The following is a 15,336-nucleotide window of genomic DNA, read 5'->3' as shown; positions in this document are numbered from 1 at the left end:
ACGTCGCCCGCAGGACGCGCCTCGGCGCAGAACCCGCGAGGAGCCCTGTCCTCGCTGGTCAACTGCGATTTTAACCTCTTCTTGCCGGGCGACCCGCCGACGGGGGTGAGTCTTGTCTCTCGCGCACGTCGGCGGGGCCCTCCGAAGGCACTCGCGGAATCAGGGGCGGCGGGCCTCCGCCATCCGCTGCTCGGCGATCCTGTCGGCTGCGGCGGCCGGCGGAATGCCGTCTGCCTTTGCGCGAGCGAATATGGCAAGAGTGGTGTCGAAGATCTTTGACGCCTTCGCCTTGCACCGGTCGAAGTCGAAGCCGTGCAGCTCGTCGGCGACCTGGATCACGCCGCCCGCGTTCACCACATAGTCGGGCGCGTAGAGGATCCCGCGGTCGGCGAGGTCCTTCTCCACACCCGGGTGGGCGAGCTGGTTGTTGGCGGCGCCGCAGACCACCTTCGCGGTGAGCACCGGCACGGACTCGTCGTTCAGGGCGCCGCCCAGCGCGCAGGGGGCGTACACGTCGAGGCCCTCGACCCGGATCAGCGCCTCGGTGTCGGCGACGGCCGTCACGGAGGGGTGCTTGTGGGTGATGCGGCGCACGGACTCCTCGCGCACATCGGTGATCACGACCTCGGCGCCGTCCGCCAGGAGGTGCTCCACCAGGTGGTGGCCGACCTTGCCGACGCCCGCGATGCCGACCTTGCGGCCGCGCAGCGAGGGGTCGCCCCACAGGTGGTCGGCCGAGGCGCGCATGCCCTGGTAGACGCCGAAGGCGGTGAGTACGGAGGAGTCGCCCGCGCCGCCGTTCTCGGGGGAACGGCCCGTCGTCCAGCGGCACTCGCGCGCGACGACGTCCATGTCCGCGACGTACGTACCGACGTCGCACGCCGTCACGTAGCGACCGCTCAGGGAGGCCACGAAGCGCCCGTAGGCGAGGAGCAGCTCATCGCTCTTGATCTGCTCCGGGTCGCCGATGATCACGGCCTTGCCGCCGCCGTGGTCGAGACCGGCCATGGCGTTCTTGTACGACATCCCGCGCGCGAGGTTCAGCGCGTCCGCGACGGCGGCTTCCTCGCTCGCGTACGGATAGAAGCGGGTGCCGCCGAGGGCCGGGCCCAGGGCGGTGGAGTGGATGGCGATGACGGCCTTGAGGCCGCTGGCACGGTCCTGGCAGAGCACTACTTGCTCATGGCCCCCCTGGTCCGAGTGGAACAGGGTGTGCAGGACGCCGTTGTCTGCTTCGGTCACGGTGGTGACTCCCGGTCAAGTGGCGGCGGTCGGACGGGCGCCCGTGCGGGTGGCGGGGCCCGTTGGGCATGAGACTAGAGCCTGAGAGAACCCGGTGGCCGCGCAGTGCCGAGGATCACCCTCTCCTGTCGCGCTGGAAGCACGATGGAGTTCGGCCATGGCACGATTTGCAGTGTTTTCCAGCCGGTGTGCGGGGGAGGGAGCAGCCGTGCCCAAGGTGTCTTCACTGGTTGTCCCGTACGCGTCCTACTTGCGCGTTTATGAGCCGCTCGCCGCCTTCCCGGAACCCGAGCGCGGCCACTGGGCGCGCTACGCGCGTCGCGCCGACCGTCCCTCGTACCAGGACGAACTCCGCCGCTCCCTCGCCGACTTGCTGCCCACGCCGCCGGTGCCCGTGCCGGTGCACGAGAGCAGCGACGCGTTCGTGGTGGAGGCCGACGGGGTGGTGTGCGTCTGCCCCTGGCGCACCCGGCTGCGCGGCTGGCAGGCCCTGGGGGAGCTGCCGGAGCAACTGCCGACGCCGGTCCTCGACGCGGTCCTGCCGCCGGTGGTGCGCCGCCAGACGGCCGCGGACTACGAGCAGTGGCTCGCCAGGAACCCCGACGCGCGCCCCTGGATCCGTACGTCTACGTGGCAGGTGCCGCTGAACTGGTTCGTGCTCGTCGCGGACGAGGAGCGTCAGTTCGAGAAGGGGTACGACAAGGGGCGCGAAGAAGGAGGGGCGAGCGGGGCAGGCGGGGCGGGCGAGGATGTGGCCTGCGCGCCCGTCCTGCGCTACCGCACGCCGATGGTGCAGGCGCGGCGCCGGGTGGCCCGCGGGCTCAGGACGCTGCGGGACACGATCGAGGAGGGTCCGCTCGTCGACGGGCTCATGGACGTGGGCCGGTGGCTGGAGGAGTTCCATCCGCGCTCGCTGGTCGAGCTCGACTACGGCGGGCTCGTGCACGCCCTGTCCGAGGACCGGCTCGACGAGGACCACTCGGCGGCGGATGTCGCGGAAGGAATCGAGGCGCTGCGCAACGGCGACGGCGAGGGGGCCGGCGAGGCGTATGCAAGGCTCATGGAGCGATGGAAGGCGGTCCGGGACCGTCAGTTCTCGAACTGAGCGTCAGCCGGGCCGTTCGCGCGTGATCGCGTAGGCCGTCGTCCCGCAGGTCGTCCCGTCATCCATACGCGACGCCTACACGGGACGTTGGTCCCGATCCGGGCTTTTGTGTCAAGCGTGACGGACCGCACTTACTGCGCCCTTGCGCCCATCACCCACCCTCGTGCCAAAATAGGACAAGGAGTCCGGGGAGGGCTCCATCCGTCCATGTCTGGGCGGAATACTCAGCATTGCACGCTAATGGGGGGTCTGTTGACTCCTGATCGCTCTGTGACTGATCGTCACTGTGGCGTGACTGTCCGCTATGGCATGGTCCATCGGCTTCCGTCGCTGATAGACACCTGGGAGGGCAATTCCATCGGTTTGGCCGACGTGGCTGGACGGATGGTGTAGTTGTAGTGCCGAGGACAAGCCGTTCGTCCTATAACCGACTCGACTCGCGTCCGCCATTTCGGGCAACGCGGGTCAAGGTGCAGAATTTAGAGGAATGAACCGAGAAGGTTCGGTTCTCCGAGGAGGCCGCTCATGACCGCTCGCACCCCTGATGCCGAGCCGCTGCTGACCCCGGCTGAGGTTGCCACGATGTTCCGCGTCGACCCCAAGACGGTGACGCGTTGGGCCAAGGCTGGCAAGCTCACGTCGATTCGCACGCTCGGCGGCCATCGCCGTTACCGCGAGGCTGAGGTCCGCGCACTGCTCGCGGGTATCCCGCAGCAGCGCAGCGAGGCCTGAAGTACCGCATTACCGCAGTACCCGGACGAAACGTACGACCGCTGCTGGGTCCCCCAATCCGGCCGCAACGTCCGATTTTTAGCTACATGCGACGCGGGTCCCGCCCCAACGGGTCCCACGCCTGAGCCTCATGGGTGAGTCGTTCGAGATCGCGCTGGACTCCGCCGGGTCCAGCGCGATCTTTTTTGTGTGCCCTGGTGTGCCGGGGTGCGCCCGCGGATGAGTGCTGGTGAGTGCCGCTGTGAGCGGGCTTGTTGGTCTCTGAGGGGTGCTGTCGCCGTCCCGGAGGGGGGTCGCGGGGCCGCCTTCGCGCCGGCCTTGTGGCGTCGGGGCGGGCGCCGTGCGGGAAGCCTTCGGGGTGGTGCAATTGCACATATTAAATTGACTGGTTGTAAGCCGGGTGTAAGTTCCGGGGTTTCCAAAAGAAGTTCGGTGACACCCGTCACATGCCGTGAACCTTGTTGTCCGCGATGTCTCTGAGTTAGTGGAGATTCCGGACTACGCCGGGGAGTTGGCCCCCGCGCCCCGGAGCCACCCCGAGGGCCTACCCCTCACCCTGCCACCCCCGGGGTGGGCCACGGGTCGGCTTTGGTCATGCGTCAGGGGGACTTTCGTCCTCGCCCACCTCCGGGTCGCCCTCACGGCCGCCCTCACGGCCGCCCTGGGCGTCAGGAGAGGTCTCCAGGGCCAAGCGCTCCAGGCGGTGGCAGATCGGGCAGTGCCGGGTCAGATGGCGGTAGCTCGTCGCCGCGGAGAGGTGGGCACGCAGGAGAGCGCGAGTCTCATGCCGTGCGGACGCCGCCGAAGCCGTCATAGCCACCTCCAGAAGGACCCCGTCCCCGCCCCACACCCCTGCTGTCCGGGGTACCGGCGGAATGTGACGCAGTCAAGATGCGGGGCGGGGAGTACGGGCGGAGCGGTCTTGCGGGCGGGGCCGGGTCTTGCTGGTGGGGAAGGCGAGAGGGGCCGCAGGTGAGCCGGTGCGGTCCTTCTTGTGCTGCGGTCCTGACGGGATTTGCTGTGTCTGATTGCGGCTCCGCCGCGGGCGCGGCCTGCGGGGGCCGGTGAGGGGCGGCGGGGAACGCGAGAAGGGCCGCAGGTGAGCCGGTGCGGTCCTTCTTGTGCTGCGGTCCTGACGGGATTTGCTGTGTCTGATTGCGGCTCCGCCGCGGGCGCGGCCTGCGGGGGCCGGTGAGGGGCGTCGGGGAACGCGAGAAGGGTCGCAGGTGAGCCGGTGCGGTCCTTCTTGTGCTGCGGTCCTGACGGGATTTGCTGTGTCTGATTGCGGCTCCGCCGCGGGCGCGGCCTCCGGGGGCCGGTGAGAGGCGCCCAGGAACGCAAGAAGGGCCGCACCTCAGCCGGTGCGGCCCCTCTTCTACTGCGGTCCTGACGGGATTTGAACCCGCGGCCTCCACCTTGACAGGGTGGCGAGCACTCCAAACTGCTCCACAGGACCTTGCTTGCGGCGCTGATTACTGCGTTGCGCTGCGAGACAGGACTCTACAGCAGCGCAGGCCCGGCGGTCGAACTCACCCAGGGTGCCCGGACGATCACGGCGCGGCGGCGTCGATCGCCTTCAGGATCCGCTTGTCCGATACGGGGTACGCCGTGCCCAGCGCGTGCGCGAAGTAGCTGACCCGGAGCTCCTCCAGCATCCAGCGGATGTCCAGGACCTCCCCGGGCACGGGCCGGCCCTGCGGGAGCTGCTCCAGGAGCCAGGCGTACTCGTCCTGCATCTCGTGGACCTTCTCCATGCGTGACGTGTCGCGCTGGACGTTCGTCGGCATCTGCTGGAGGCGCCGGTCCGCTGCCGTCATGTAGCGCATCAGGTCCGCCAGGCGGCGTATCCCCGTGGCCGTGACGAAGCCGGGGCCGATGAGCGCGTCCAACTGCGTCCGCACGTCCGTCAGGTTGGCCAGGAGCGTCGGGCTCTTCGTGGACTTCAGGCGGCGCTCGCAGGCCTGCCAGGCGGCGAGGACCTGCTGGACCTGGCTCACCGTGCGGACCGTCGTGTCCACGATCTCCGCGCGCACCTTCTCGTACAGCTTGCGGTACGACTCCTCGTCCCAGGCGGGACCGCCGAAGTCACCGATCAGCTTGTCCGCCGCCGCCATCGCGCAGTCCGCGAAGAGCGCCTGGATGGAGCCGTGCGGGTTCGCGGACAGGGCGATCTTCTGGGCGTTGGTCAGCTTGTCCGAGGCGAACTTGGCCGGATTCACCGGGATGTTGCGCAGGATGAGCCGCCGCGTGCCCTTCCACATCGCCTGCTGCTGCTCGGCCTCGGTGTCGAAGAGACGTACGGAGACCGTGCCTGCCTCGGCGCCGTCGTCCACGAGCGCCGGGTACGCCTTCACCGGCTGGCCCGCGCGGCGCGTCTCGAAGACGCGGCTGAGGGTGCCGATGGACCAGTCCGTGAGGCCGGACCGTTCGACGGCCGCGCCCCCGCTCCGTTCGGCGGTCGCCGCGGCGGCCTGGGAGAGGGCCTTGCGGGCCTTCGGGCGAAGTTGGAGCTTCAGCGCCTCCAGGTCCTTGTCCTCGGCGAGCTTCTTGCGCCGCTCGTCGGTGATCCGGAAGGTGATCTTCAGGTGGTCCGGTACACGGGTGAGGTCGAAGTCGTCCGGCGAGACGGGGACGCCGACCATCCGCTGGAGCTCTCGCGCCAGCGTCACGTGCAGCGGCTCCTGGAGGGGGACCGCCCGCTCCAGGAACGCCTTCGCGTAGTTGGGCGCGGGGACGTAATGCCGGCGGATCGGTTTCGGCAGGGAGCGGATCAGCTCGATCACGACCTCCTCGCGCAGGCCCGGGATCTGCCAGTCGAAGCCGTCCGCCGTGACCTGGTTCAGGACCTGGAGCGGTACGTGCACCGTCACGCCGTCCGCGTCCGCGCCCGGCTCGAACTGGTACGTCACCTTGAACTTGAGCGGCCCCTGACGCCACGTATCGGGGTAATCGTCCTTCGAGACGTCGCCCGCGCGCTCGTTGATGAGCATCGACCGCTCGAAGTCGAGCAGCTCGGGCTCTTCCCGCTGCTTCTTCTTCCACCAGGAGTCGAAGTGCGCGCCGGACACCACGTCCGCGGGCACCCGCTGGTCGTAGAAGTCGAAAAGGGTCTCGTCGTCGACGAGGATGTCGCGGCGCCTCGCGCGGTGCTCAAGCTCCTCCACCTCGGTCAACAGACGGCGGTTGGCGGCGAAGAACTTGTGGTGCGTACGCCAGTCGCCCTCGACCAGGGCGTTGCGGATGAACAGGTCGCGGGAGACCTCGGGGTCGATGCGGCCGTAGTTCACCTTGCGGTCGGTGACGATCGGGACGCCGTACAGCGTCACCTTCTCGACCGCCATCACCGCGGCCTGGTCCTTCTCCCAGTGCGGCTCGCTGTACGTGCGCTTCACGAGATGCTGTGCGAGCGGCTCGACCCACTCGGGCTCGATCCGCGCGTTGACGCGGGCCCACAGGCGGGACGTCTCCACCAGCTCGGCCGACATGATGAACCGCGGGGGCTTCTTGAAGAGTGCCGAGCCGGGGAAGACCGCGAACTTGGCGTTACGGGCGCCGATGTATTCGTTCCGCCCGCCGCCCCGCTGCTTCGGGTCCTTCTCCTTGCTGTCCTTCGACTCCTTCACGTCCTTCATCCCGATGTGGGAGAGCAGGCCGGACAGGAGCGAGATGTGGACGTGCTGCTCAGGAGCGTCGTCCTCGTTGACGTGGATGCCCAGCTGCTTGGCCACCGTACGCAGCTGCGTATAGATGTCCTGCCACTCGCGGATCCGCAGGAAGTTGAGGTACTCCGACTTGCACATCCGGCGGAACGAGGACGAGCCGCGCTCCTTCTGCTGCTCGCGGATGTACCGCCACAGGTTGAGGAAGGCCAGGAAGTCGGACGTCTCGTCCTTGAAGCGCGCGTGCTGCTGGTCCGCCTGCGTCTGTTTCTCGGCGGGGCGCTCGCGCGGGTCCTGGATGGAAAGCGCGGCGGCGATCACCATGACCTCGCGTACGCAGCCGTTCTTGTCGGCCTCAAGGACCATGCGGGCCAGGCGCGGGTCGACGGGGAGCTGGCTGAGCTTGCGGCCCTGCTCGGTGAGGCGTTTCTTCGGGTCCTTCTGCGTCGGGTCGAGCGCGCCCAGTTCCTGGAGGAGCTGGACGCCGTCGCGGATGTTGCGGTGGTCCGGCGGGTCGATGAAGGGGAACTTCTCGATCTCGCCGAGTCCTGCCGCCGTCATCTGGAGGATGACCGACGCGAGGTTGGTGCGCAGGATCTCCGCGTCCGTGAACTCGGGACGGGAGAGGAAGTCGTCCTCGGAGTAGAGGCGGATGCAGATGCCGTCCGACGTACGCCCGCAGCGGCCCTTGCGCTGGTTGGCGCTGGCCTGGCTGATCGCCTCGATGGGCAGCCGCTGCACCTTCGTACGGTGGCTGTAGCGGGAGATGCGGGCCGTGCCCGGGTCGATGACGTACTTGATGCCCGGCACGGTCAGGGAGGTCTCGGCGACGTTCGTCGCGAGAACGATCCGTCTGACTGTTCCTGCATCGGGCCGCTGGAACACGCGGTGCTGCTCGGCGTGCGACAGGCGGGCGTAGAGGGGAAGGACCTCGGTGAACTTGTAGTTCTTCTTGTTCAGCGCGTCAGCCGTGTCCCGGATCTCGCGCTCTCCGGAGAGGAAGACGAGGATGTCGCCCTTGCCCTCGCCCTGGAGCTCCTCGACGGCGTCGGTGATCGCGGTGATCTGATCGCGGTCGCTGTCGTCGGAGTCCTCTTCGAGGAGCGGGCGATAACGCACCTCGACCGGATACGTACGGCCGCTGACCTCGACGATCGGGGCTTCCCCGAAGTGCCGGGAGAACCGCTCCGGGTCGATCGTCGCCGAGGTGATGACGACCTTCAGGTCCGGGCGCCTGGGCAGCAGCTGGGCGAGATAGCCGAGCAGGAAGTCGATGTTGAGCGACCGCTCGTGTGCCTCGTCGATGATGATCGTGTCGTACGCGCGCAGCTCGCGGTCCGTCTGGATCTCGGCCAGCAGGATGCCGTCCGTCATCAGCTTCACGTACGTGTCGGCGCCCACCTGGTCGGTGAAGCGGACCTTCCAGCCGACGGCCTCGCCGAGCGGGGTGTCCAACTCGTCGGCCACGCGCTCGGCGACCGTACGGGCCGCGATACGGCGGGGCTGGGTGTGCCCGATCATTCCCCGGACGCCACGGCCGAGCTCCATACAGATCTTGGGGATCTGCGTCGTCTTTCCGGAGCCCGTCTCGCCCGCGACGATCACGACCTGGTGGTCGCGGATCGCCTCGGCGATGTCGTCCTTCTTCTGGCTGACCGGCAGCTCTGCGGGATACGTGATCTTGGGCAGCCGGCTGCCCCGCTCGGCCATCCGTGCCGCGGCCTTGTCGACGTCCGTCGCGATCTCGGCGAGGACGGCGGCCCGGGCCTCGGGCTTGCGGATCCGGCGCGCACCCTCGAGCCGGCGGCCGATCCGGTGCTCGTCGCGCAGCGACAGCTCGGACAGGCGGGGGGCGAGGGCGTCGAGGGTGAGGGCAGGCTGCGTAGACATAACGGCGTCCAGGATCTCACCCGCCGCTCGGAGGTGGCGAACCGATTTATCGGGCGGGGCGCCCGGGCACGTACGATTCCGGGCATGTTGTCCCGAGCGCGTCTGTCGTGGTGCCCCCTCCTCGGGGTGCTGCTCATCGTGCTCGGGGCGTTCTGCGGGCCCGCGGTGGCCTCGGAGCCGGTGGCCGCGAAGCCCAAGGCGTCGGTCCAGACCGAGGCGTCCGCCGGTGTGCCCGGCTGCGGCAAGGGCGGTCAGCAGGACGCCGGTCAGGTCCCCGGCGCCCCGCCGCGCTCCAGCTCCGCGTACGAGCTGCTGCCCGCCCTGCATCAGGCCCACGCCGCTTCCGGGGCCTGGGGCATCGGCCAGACGGTGCCTGCCCTGTCACCCGAGCGCGGGCCGCCGCCGCTCACACCGCCCTCTCCGGTAGATCTCTCGATCCTGCGCGTGTAGAGGCCCCCGTTCCGGGGCCCCTTCAACTACGTACAGGAACAGAGAGAACTCCCTGATGCCCAAGAGCGACAACAACAAAAAGAAGAACATCGCCATCGGAGCGGGCGTGGCCGTCGCCGCCCTGCTGCTCGGCGCCGCTTCCTACAGCGCCACCAAACCCGACGAGCCCTCCTCGGTCACCGCGAAGGAGGAGCCCGCCGCGGACGTCTCCGCCGACCCGCAGGCCGGGGTCTACCCGGAGCTGGCGAAGCTCGCCCGGCGCGACGCCGGTGACCCGCTCGCGCAGGGGCGCAAGGACGCGCCGGTCGTGCTCATCGAGTACGCCGACTTCAAGTGCGGCTACTGCGGCAAGTTCGCCCGTGACACCGAGCCGGACCTGGTGAAGAAGTACGTCGAGGACGGCACCCTGCGCATCGAGTGGCGCAACTTCCCGATCTTCGGAGCGGACTCCGAGTCCGCCGCGCGCGGTGCGTGGGCCGCCGGCCGGCAGGGCCGCTTCTGGCAGTTCCACGAGGCCGCGTACGCCGAAGGCGCCAAGGAGAAGGGCTTCGGGGCCGACCGCCTCAAGGAGCTCGCGAAGGAGGCCGGGGTCAAGGACATCGGCCGCTTCTCGGACGACGCGGGCAGCGCCGGCGCCAAGGCCGCGGTGAAGAAGGACCAAGAGGAGGCGTACGGCCTGGGAGCCACGTCGACCCCGTCCTTCCTGGTCAACGGGCAGCCCATCTCCGGAGCGCAGCCGGACGAGGTCTTCGACCAGGCGATCGAGCGGGCGGCGAAGGCGGCGAAGCCGTCCGGGGCGGGGGACAAGTGACCGCCGACGTCGGGTATTTCGCGGCGTTCCTCGGTGGTCTCCTCGCCCTGATCAGCCCGTGCAGCGCGCTGCTGCTCCCCGCCTTCTTCGCGTACTCGATCGACTCGACCTCACGGCTGCTCGCGCGCACCGGCATCTTCTACGCCGGACTCGCGACGACCCTCGTGCCGCTCGGCGCGGCGGGCTCGGTCGCCGGGCGGTTCTTCTTCGGGCACCGGGACCAGCTGGTGCTCGTCGCCGGCTGGCTGATCATCGCGCTCGGCGTGCTGCAGGTCGTGGGCATGGGGTTCGCCTCGCGGAAGATGGCCGAGCTCTCGGGGCGCATCCGGCCGACGACGGCGGTCTCCGTGTACGCCCTTGGCGCGGTGTACGGCCTCGCGGGCTTCTGCGCGGGCCCCATCCTCGGCAGCGTGCTCACGGTCGCGGCGGTGAGCGGCAGCCCCGTCTACGGAGGGTTGCTGCTCGCCGTCTACGCGCTGGGGATGGCGGTGCCCCTGTTCGTGCTCGCGCTGCTCTGGGAACGCTTTGACCTCGGGCGGCGGCGCTGGCTGCGGGGCCGCACCTTCCGGATCGGCCGCTTCGAGCTGCACACGACTTCGCTGCTCTCGGGGGCGTTCTTCGTGGCCCTGGGCGCGCTCTTCCTCGCGTACGACGGGACCACGGCGCTGCCGGGGCTGCTGGACGTGGACGACTCGTTCGCCGTGGAGCGGTGGGCCGGCGGTGTGGGCCGGGCCGTGCCGGACTCGGTGCTCCTTGTCGCGGTGGTCGCGCTGGTGGGCGCGGGATTCGCGGTGCGGGAGTGGCGTCGGCGCGGGCGTCGCTCCGTGGAGGCCGAGCGGGGGTGAGTCTGCTTTGGGTGGTTTAGCGTGCTTATATGTCTCACCCTCAGCAGGAGCCGGGCCGGTCTGACCAGCGCGTCCGGCCCGAGCATGAAGAGCATCACCAGCACGGCGCCCACGGGAGGCCTCCCACGCGGGGCGAGCGGTGGGAGGCGTTCAAGCAGTCGCCGTTCCTGCCGGCGATCGTGCTGGTCTTCATCCTGGCCGCGGCGGCGGGGCTCTTCGCGGGTTCGTACACGTACTCCATGGCGAAGCCGACCCCGCACCGCATTCCCACGGCGGTGGTCGGGGCGCAGGACGCGACGCGGGGCAAGGCCTTCCTCGACGGCATGGAGAAGGCGCTGAACGCCTCCCTCGAAATCCATGAGTACGACAGCGTGGCCGCGGCGCGGCACGCGGTGGACGAGCAGAAGGTCTTCGCGATCCTCGCGGTGTCTCCGGACGGCGGGGAGGCCGGCAGCAAGGTGACCTTCGACGTCTCGGGGGCCTCCGGAGCGTCCGTGGCCCAGGTCCTGGAGGAGACCGCGCCCAAGGTCGGGGAGAAGGTGGGGGTGCCGGTGACGGTGAAGGACATCAAGCCGCTCCAGGAGGGCGACCCGCGGGGGCTCGCGATCTTCTACATCTCGCTGGCGGCGGTGATCATCGGCTTCGTCGGCGCGATCCAGCTGAGCGTGCACGCGCGGGGGCTCAACCCGGCCGAGCGGATCGGCTTCACCATCCTCTACGCGCTGCTCGGCGGGTTCGTGATCGCGGCGGTGGTCGACTGGTGGCTGGGGGCGCTCGACCTGCCGTTCGTCGAGTCGTGGCTGATCCTGGCGCTGACGATGTTCACGTCGGGCATGGTCTTCACGATGTTCAACACGCTCTTCGGGCGCTGGGCGATGATTCCGACGTGGGGCCTGATGGTGCTCCTGGGCAACCCCTCGTCGGGCGGCGCGGTTTCGTGGCCGCTGCTTCCCTCGGTGCTCGGCCACATCGGGCAGTGGCTGCCGCCGGGCGCCTCGGTGAACGCGCAGCACACGGCGGTGTACTTCGGCGGCAACCAGCACGCGTTTCCGTATCTGGTGCTTACGGGGTGGGCGGTGCTGGCGAGTGCGGTGTTCTGGGTGTGGCGTCACCGGCATCCGGGAGGCCGCGTAAAGCCCGCCGCGCACGCGGCTGCACCGGCGGCTTAACGGCGGCATAGTGGTCGGTCCCGGGAAACGGCGAAGAGACGACGGTGAGAAACGGCGAAGGCCCCGTCCACCGGACGGGGCCTTCGAAGTGGTGGCTGGGGCCGGGATCGAACCGGCGACCTATCGCTTTTCAGGCGATCGCTCGTACCAACTGAGCTACCCAGCCACGCGATCCGCGTGGAATCGCAAGCGGTCCTGACGGGATTTGAACCCGCGGCCTCCACCTTGACAGGGTGGCGAGCACTCCAAACTGCTCCACAGGACCAAGCATTGTGCGAGCACTAGTCTCGCACAAGGTGTTGCGTGCCCCCAACGGGATTCGAACCCGTGCTACCGCCTTGAAAGGGCGGCGTCCTGGGCCACTAGACGATGAGGGCTAAGGGCCCACCTGGGCGCTTTGCAGCGCGTCGGGGACGTGAGAAGCATATGGGATGCGGGGAGGTATCGCCAAAACGGTTATCGGGGCGCCGGGGAACCGCTCTCCGGCGAACGGCTCGGCGGGGGCGGCGACGGGGTCGCGCCGGGCTGGTTCTCCTTGGGCAAGTGGCGGCTGACCTCCGCCTTCGTCAGCCCGAGGCCGCCCAGCCTGATCTCGTCCCACGCCTGGAGCCGCCGGGTGTCCCGGTCCAGGTAGAGGACCGAGGTCTCGACCGGGTCGGGGTACTTGCCCTCCACCGCGCGCAGCCCGCTCCCGCCCGTCGACCCCTCGATGCGCAGCCGCGTCCCGCCGTCCATGACCTCCATCTCCTGGTGGTGCACGTGCCCCGCGAGGACGAGCGGCACCTCGCCGTCCGTCTTCCGCGCGGCGGAGGGGTTGTGCGCGACGGCGATGTCGACGGGGATGCCGGCCGCCCGCTGGTCCCGCAGCGAGGAGGCGAGGCGGATGCCCGCCGTCTCCTCGAAGAGGTTGCCCTCGGCCTCGGCCTGCGCCTCGGAACGGTCCGGTGTGTACTGCGGATCGCCCGTCCCGGCGAACCGCAGTCCCGCCACCGACACGGCCGCGCCGTCGTCCAGGACGTGGACGTTCTTCATGCGCTGCAGATAGCGCTGGGTCGTACGGGAGTCGTGGTTGCCCCTGACCCACACGTATGGCGCCCCCAGATCCTCGATGGGGTCGAGGAACGCGTTCTCCGCCGCGCTGCCGTGGTCCATCGTGTCGCCGGAGTCGACGATGACGTTGATGTCGTACTGCTCGACGAGCGAGGCGATGATCTTCCAGCTCGCCGGGTTGAGGTGGATGTCCGAAACGTGCAGGACGCGGATCGTGGACGGGTCCGGCTGGTACGCGGGAAGCGTCGACGTGGCGTCGTACAGCTTCGTCACGTTGGTGACGAGGCGGGCCAATTCCTGCTGGTAGACGTCGAATTCGCTGACGATGCTGCGCGCGTTGCCGACCACCGAGGGCGCGCTGCTGAGGAGGCCGGAGAACTTCGGTTCGAGGACCGACTTCGGGTTCCACGTCGCGTACGCCGCCGCGCCCGACGCCGCGAGGAGCGCGAGGGCGAGTCCGCCCGCCGCAAGGGCCCGGCGCGGACGGCGGTAGACCGCGAGGCCGAGCGCCGTGGCGCCGGCGACGACGGCGGCGCATGAGCGTACGGCCAGGTCGAGCGTGCCGTGCCCGACGTCCCTCGCCACCTCGTCCTGGAGCCCCGAGAGCCGCTCGGGGTGGTCGACCAGGGCCTGCGAGCGGACCGGGTCCAGGCGGTCCACGTCCACGTCGAGGCGGATCGGGGCGACGTGCGAGCGCAGTTCGAGGGCGCCGAGCGGGGAGACGTCGATCTTCGTGCCGCCGGTGAGCGAGGGGCGCAGCGCCATGCGGGTGTCCATGGGGCCGACCGGCGCGTGCACGCTGCCGACGATCAGCAGGCCGAGCCAGGCGCCGAACAGGACGACCGCGACCAGGCCTGCGGCGCGGCCGTAGGGGTGGGGAGGGCTGATGAGCTCGCTCACCGGGTGCGGGTGGCGGGAGCGGTAGTGGCGTACGAGAGCGGCGAGCGCACGGAAGTCGCGGGCCATTGGTCCGGTATGCCCGGGGGAGGAGGCGGCTATGCGGGACGGTGGCCGACAATGGGGGTGTGCTGGAAATGACGCGGGAAGAGTTCGAGGAACTGGTCGCCGAGGCGCTTGACCGGATTCCTCCCGAGTTGACGCGGTTGATGGACAACGTGGCGGTGTTCGTGGAGGACGAACCCCCCGCCGAGGACCCCGAACTCCTCGGGCTCTACGAAGGGACCCCGCTGACGGACCGGGGTGAGTGGTACGCGGGAGTGCTGCCCGACCGGATCACGATCTACCGGGGGCCGACGCTGCGCATGTGCGAGTCCCGCGAGGACGTCGTCGCGGAGACGGAGATCACCGTGGTCCACGAAGTCGCACACCACTTCGGGATCGACGACGAACGCCTGCACGCCCTGGGGTACGGCTGACGGCTCCGGGCGGGGGCCGGGACGCGGACGGCGCCGCGGGATACGGCCGGCGGCCGGGACGCTGACGGCGCCCCGGGATGCGGCCGGCGGCCGGGATACGGGCGGCGGCCCGGAGTCGCGGTCCGTGTCCTCTTGCGGGGCAAGGGAGTTGGGTAGGGCGTCCCCGCTTCTCAGCGCCTCGGAGGTGCTCGGCCGTGCGCCAGTTGTACGTTCCTGTCCGGTGGACCGCGGCGGCCGTGGCGGTCATGGCGACCGCCGGCTGCATGAGCATCGGCGCCGACGGGGGCGGCGACCCCGACCCCGCGCGGTCCGCGGGCGGCCGCAGCGCGGCGGCCGCCCCCGACGGCGGCGGCGTCTCGCCGGGCGACGGAGAGGCCGGCGGTGATGACGGAGGCCGGGCCGACGCGAAGGGCGGCAAGCACGGCAAGCAGGGCAGGAAGGGCAAGGGCAAGGCCGGTTCGGACGGGTCCGGCGGGTCTGGGTCCGACGCCGCCAGGGCCTCCGCTTCCGCCTCGCGGGGCGGCGACGACCCCGCCCCGCCGACGAAGGGCGGGCGGCCCACGCCCACGCAGGGCGACCCCGGCGGCCCGAAGCCCACCCCGACCCCCGATCCCCCGAAGCCCACCCCGACGCCGACTCCCGAGCCCACGCCGGAGCCCTCCTCGTCGGCGCACGAGCCGGGGCAGGGTCCGCAGCTGGGCGACCGGTCGTTGGAGATCGGGTCGCGGGAGCCTTCACCGGAGGCCGGGCCCGCTTAGCGGCGCGGATGCGGCTCTGTCCGAAACAGATACGCCCTGTCCGAAACCCGATATGGCGCAGGTGAGACGGCCTCCGAGGGGTGGATTCCAAGGTTCCCGGAGGGCGCGGTTTGCCTTATGGGGGGGTGGGTGCGTATGGTGGTAGATCGTTTGATCCCATTTGCCCGGCGCCGAAAAAGAAGAGCGCCGCGTGGCGCGTACTCTCCCTTGCCGTGGCTGACCGCATAGAGGCGGTCCATTGCGAAATCA

Annotated in this window: 12 protein-coding genes and 4 tRNA genes; 8 read left to right on the top strand and 8 right to left on the bottom strand. The window is 69.8% G+C overall.

The annotated features are described in order from the left end of the window. Nucleotides 1-159 precede the first annotated feature (159 nt). A complete protein-coding gene (locus IE226_RS20925) occupies nucleotides 160-1,242 on the bottom strand; it encodes a Leu/Phe/Val dehydrogenase (RefSeq protein ID WP_190082839.1) in 1,083 nt (360 codons plus the stop codon). A gap of 208 nt (nucleotides 1,243-1,450) precedes the next feature. On the opposite strand from IE226_RS20925, the gene IE226_RS20920 reads away from it, so the two are divergent. Further along, complete coding sequence (locus IE226_RS20920; RefSeq protein WP_190082838.1) at nucleotides 1,451-2,347, top strand: DUF8083 family protein; 897 nt, start codon at nucleotides 1,451-1,453, stop codon at nucleotides 2,345-2,347. A 525-nt stretch (nucleotides 2,348-2,872) separates the two neighbouring features. Beyond that, nucleotides 2,873-3,079, top strand: a complete 207-nt coding sequence (gene bldC, locus IE226_RS20915) for a developmental transcriptional regulator BldC (protein ID WP_003949541.1) — start codon at nucleotides 2,873-2,875, stop codon at nucleotides 3,077-3,079. 592 nt (nucleotides 3,080-3,671) lie between these two features. Here the strand turns inward: bldC and IE226_RS20910 are convergent. The 3 genes from IE226_RS20910 to hrpA all read right to left on the bottom strand — a co-directional run bounded on the left by IE226_RS20910 (nucleotide 3,672) and on the right by hrpA (nucleotide 8,628). Continuing rightward, the gene (locus tag IE226_RS20910) at nucleotides 3,672-3,893 is read right to left on the bottom strand and encodes a DUF6274 family protein (RefSeq protein WP_190082837.1); all 222 of its coding nucleotides are present in this window, start codon (nucleotides 3,891-3,893) and stop codon (nucleotides 3,672-3,674) included. Nucleotides 3,894-4,460: 567 nt separating this feature from the next. Beyond that, nucleotides 4,461-4,535: transfer RNA gene (locus IE226_RS20905), tRNA-Asp, on the bottom strand. A 94-nt stretch (nucleotides 4,536-4,629) separates the two neighbouring features. Next, the gene (gene hrpA / locus IE226_RS20900) at nucleotides 4,630-8,628 is read right to left on the bottom strand and encodes an ATP-dependent RNA helicase HrpA (protein ID WP_190082836.1); all 3,999 of its coding nucleotides are present in this window, start codon (nucleotides 8,626-8,628) and stop codon (nucleotides 4,630-4,632) included. A gap of 84 nt (nucleotides 8,629-8,712) precedes the next feature. Between hrpA and IE226_RS20895 the strand changes: the two genes are divergently transcribed. The 4 genes from IE226_RS20895 to IE226_RS20880 are packed head-to-tail and all read left to right on the top strand — an operon-like array spanning nucleotide 8,713 to nucleotide 11,903. Further along, nucleotides 8,713-9,078, top strand: coding sequence for a hypothetical protein (locus IE226_RS20895; RefSeq protein WP_190082835.1), 366 nt, complete (start codon nucleotides 8,713-8,715; stop codon nucleotides 9,076-9,078). A 55-nt stretch (nucleotides 9,079-9,133) separates the two neighbouring features. Beyond that, nucleotides 9,134-9,889: a DsbA family protein gene (locus IE226_RS20890; RefSeq protein WP_190082834.1), complete on the top strand. Its 756-nt coding sequence runs from the start codon at nucleotides 9,134-9,136 to the stop codon at nucleotides 9,887-9,889. Beyond that, nucleotides 9,886-10,734: a cytochrome c biogenesis CcdA family protein gene (locus tag IE226_RS20885; protein WP_190082833.1), complete on the top strand. Its 849-nt coding sequence runs from the start codon at nucleotides 9,886-9,888 to the stop codon at nucleotides 10,732-10,734. The genes IE226_RS20890 and IE226_RS20885 overlap by 4 nt, the downstream gene beginning before the upstream one ends. 29 nt (nucleotides 10,735-10,763) lie before the next feature. Next, nucleotides 10,764-11,903 carry an ABC-2 transporter permease gene (locus IE226_RS20880; RefSeq protein WP_229871372.1) on the top strand — a complete coding sequence of 380 codons (1,140 nt, stop codon included), beginning with the start codon at nucleotides 10,764-10,766 and terminating at the stop codon, nucleotides 11,901-11,903. 89 nt (nucleotides 11,904-11,992) lie between these two features. Here the strand turns inward: IE226_RS20880 and IE226_RS20875 are convergent. The 4 genes from IE226_RS20875 to IE226_RS20860 form a co-directional block, all read right to left on the bottom strand. Continuing rightward, nucleotides 11,993-12,069: transfer RNA gene (locus IE226_RS20875), tRNA-Phe, on the bottom strand. A 24-nt stretch (nucleotides 12,070-12,093) separates the two neighbouring features. Continuing rightward, nucleotides 12,094-12,168 (bottom strand) — tRNA-Asp (locus IE226_RS20870). Nucleotides 12,169-12,207: 39 nt separating this feature from the next. After that, nucleotides 12,208-12,280 (bottom strand) — tRNA-Glu (locus IE226_RS20865). A 79-nt stretch (nucleotides 12,281-12,359) separates the two neighbouring features. Beyond that, entirely contained in the window at nucleotides 12,360-13,919 is a 1,560-nt protein-coding gene (locus tag IE226_RS20860) for a metallophosphoesterase family protein (protein ID WP_190082832.1), read from the bottom strand. 59 nt (nucleotides 13,920-13,978) lie between these two features. Here IE226_RS20860 and IE226_RS20855 point away from each other — a divergent pair, with 59 nt between their 5' ends. Both IE226_RS20855 and IE226_RS20850 read left to right on the top strand, forming a co-directional pair. Then, nucleotides 13,979-14,329, top strand: a complete 351-nt coding sequence (locus IE226_RS20855; RefSeq protein ID WP_190082831.1) for a metallopeptidase family protein — start codon at nucleotides 13,979-13,981, stop codon at nucleotides 14,327-14,329. A 194-nt stretch (nucleotides 14,330-14,523) separates the two neighbouring features. Further along, nucleotides 14,524-15,087 carry a hypothetical protein gene (locus IE226_RS20850; protein ID WP_190082830.1) on the top strand — a complete coding sequence of 188 codons (564 nt, stop codon included), beginning with the start codon at nucleotides 14,524-14,526 and terminating at the stop codon, nucleotides 15,085-15,087. Nucleotides 15,088-15,336: the final 249 nt, after the last annotated feature.

This window comes from Streptomyces longisporoflavus, assembly GCF_014649775.1.
GTDB classification, from domain to species: Bacteria; Actinomycetota; Actinomycetes; order Streptomycetales; family Streptomycetaceae; genus Streptomyces; species Streptomyces longisporoflavus.
This window is presented reverse-complemented; position numbering and strand designations above follow the sequence as displayed.

Excerpts from the sequence above, each read along its gene's own strand:
- bldC (WP_003949541.1), top strand. The coding sequence starts at position 2,873 with ATGACCGCTCGCACCCCTGATGCCGAGCCGCTGCTGACCCCGGCTGAG.
- IE226_RS20910 (WP_190082837.1), bottom strand. The coding sequence starts at position 3,893 with ATGACGGCTTCGGCGGCGTCCGCACGGCATGAGACTCGCGCTCTCCTG.
- hrpA (WP_190082836.1), bottom strand. The coding sequence starts at position 8,628 with ATGTCTACGCAGCCTGCCCTCACCCTCGACGCCCTCGCCCCCCGCCTG.
- IE226_RS20895 (WP_190082835.1), top strand. The coding sequence starts at position 8,713 with ATGTTGTCCCGAGCGCGTCTGTCGTGGTGCCCCCTCCTCGGGGTGCTG.
- IE226_RS20890 (WP_190082834.1), top strand. The coding sequence starts at position 9,134 with ATGCCCAAGAGCGACAACAACAAAAAGAAGAACATCGCCATCGGAGCG.
- IE226_RS20880 (WP_229871372.1), top strand. The coding sequence starts at position 10,764 with ATGTCTCACCCTCAGCAGGAGCCGGGCCGGTCTGACCAGCGCGTCCGG.
- IE226_RS20860 (WP_190082832.1), bottom strand. The coding sequence starts at position 13,919 with ATGGCCCGCGACTTCCGTGCGCTCGCCGCTCTCGTACGCCACTACCGC.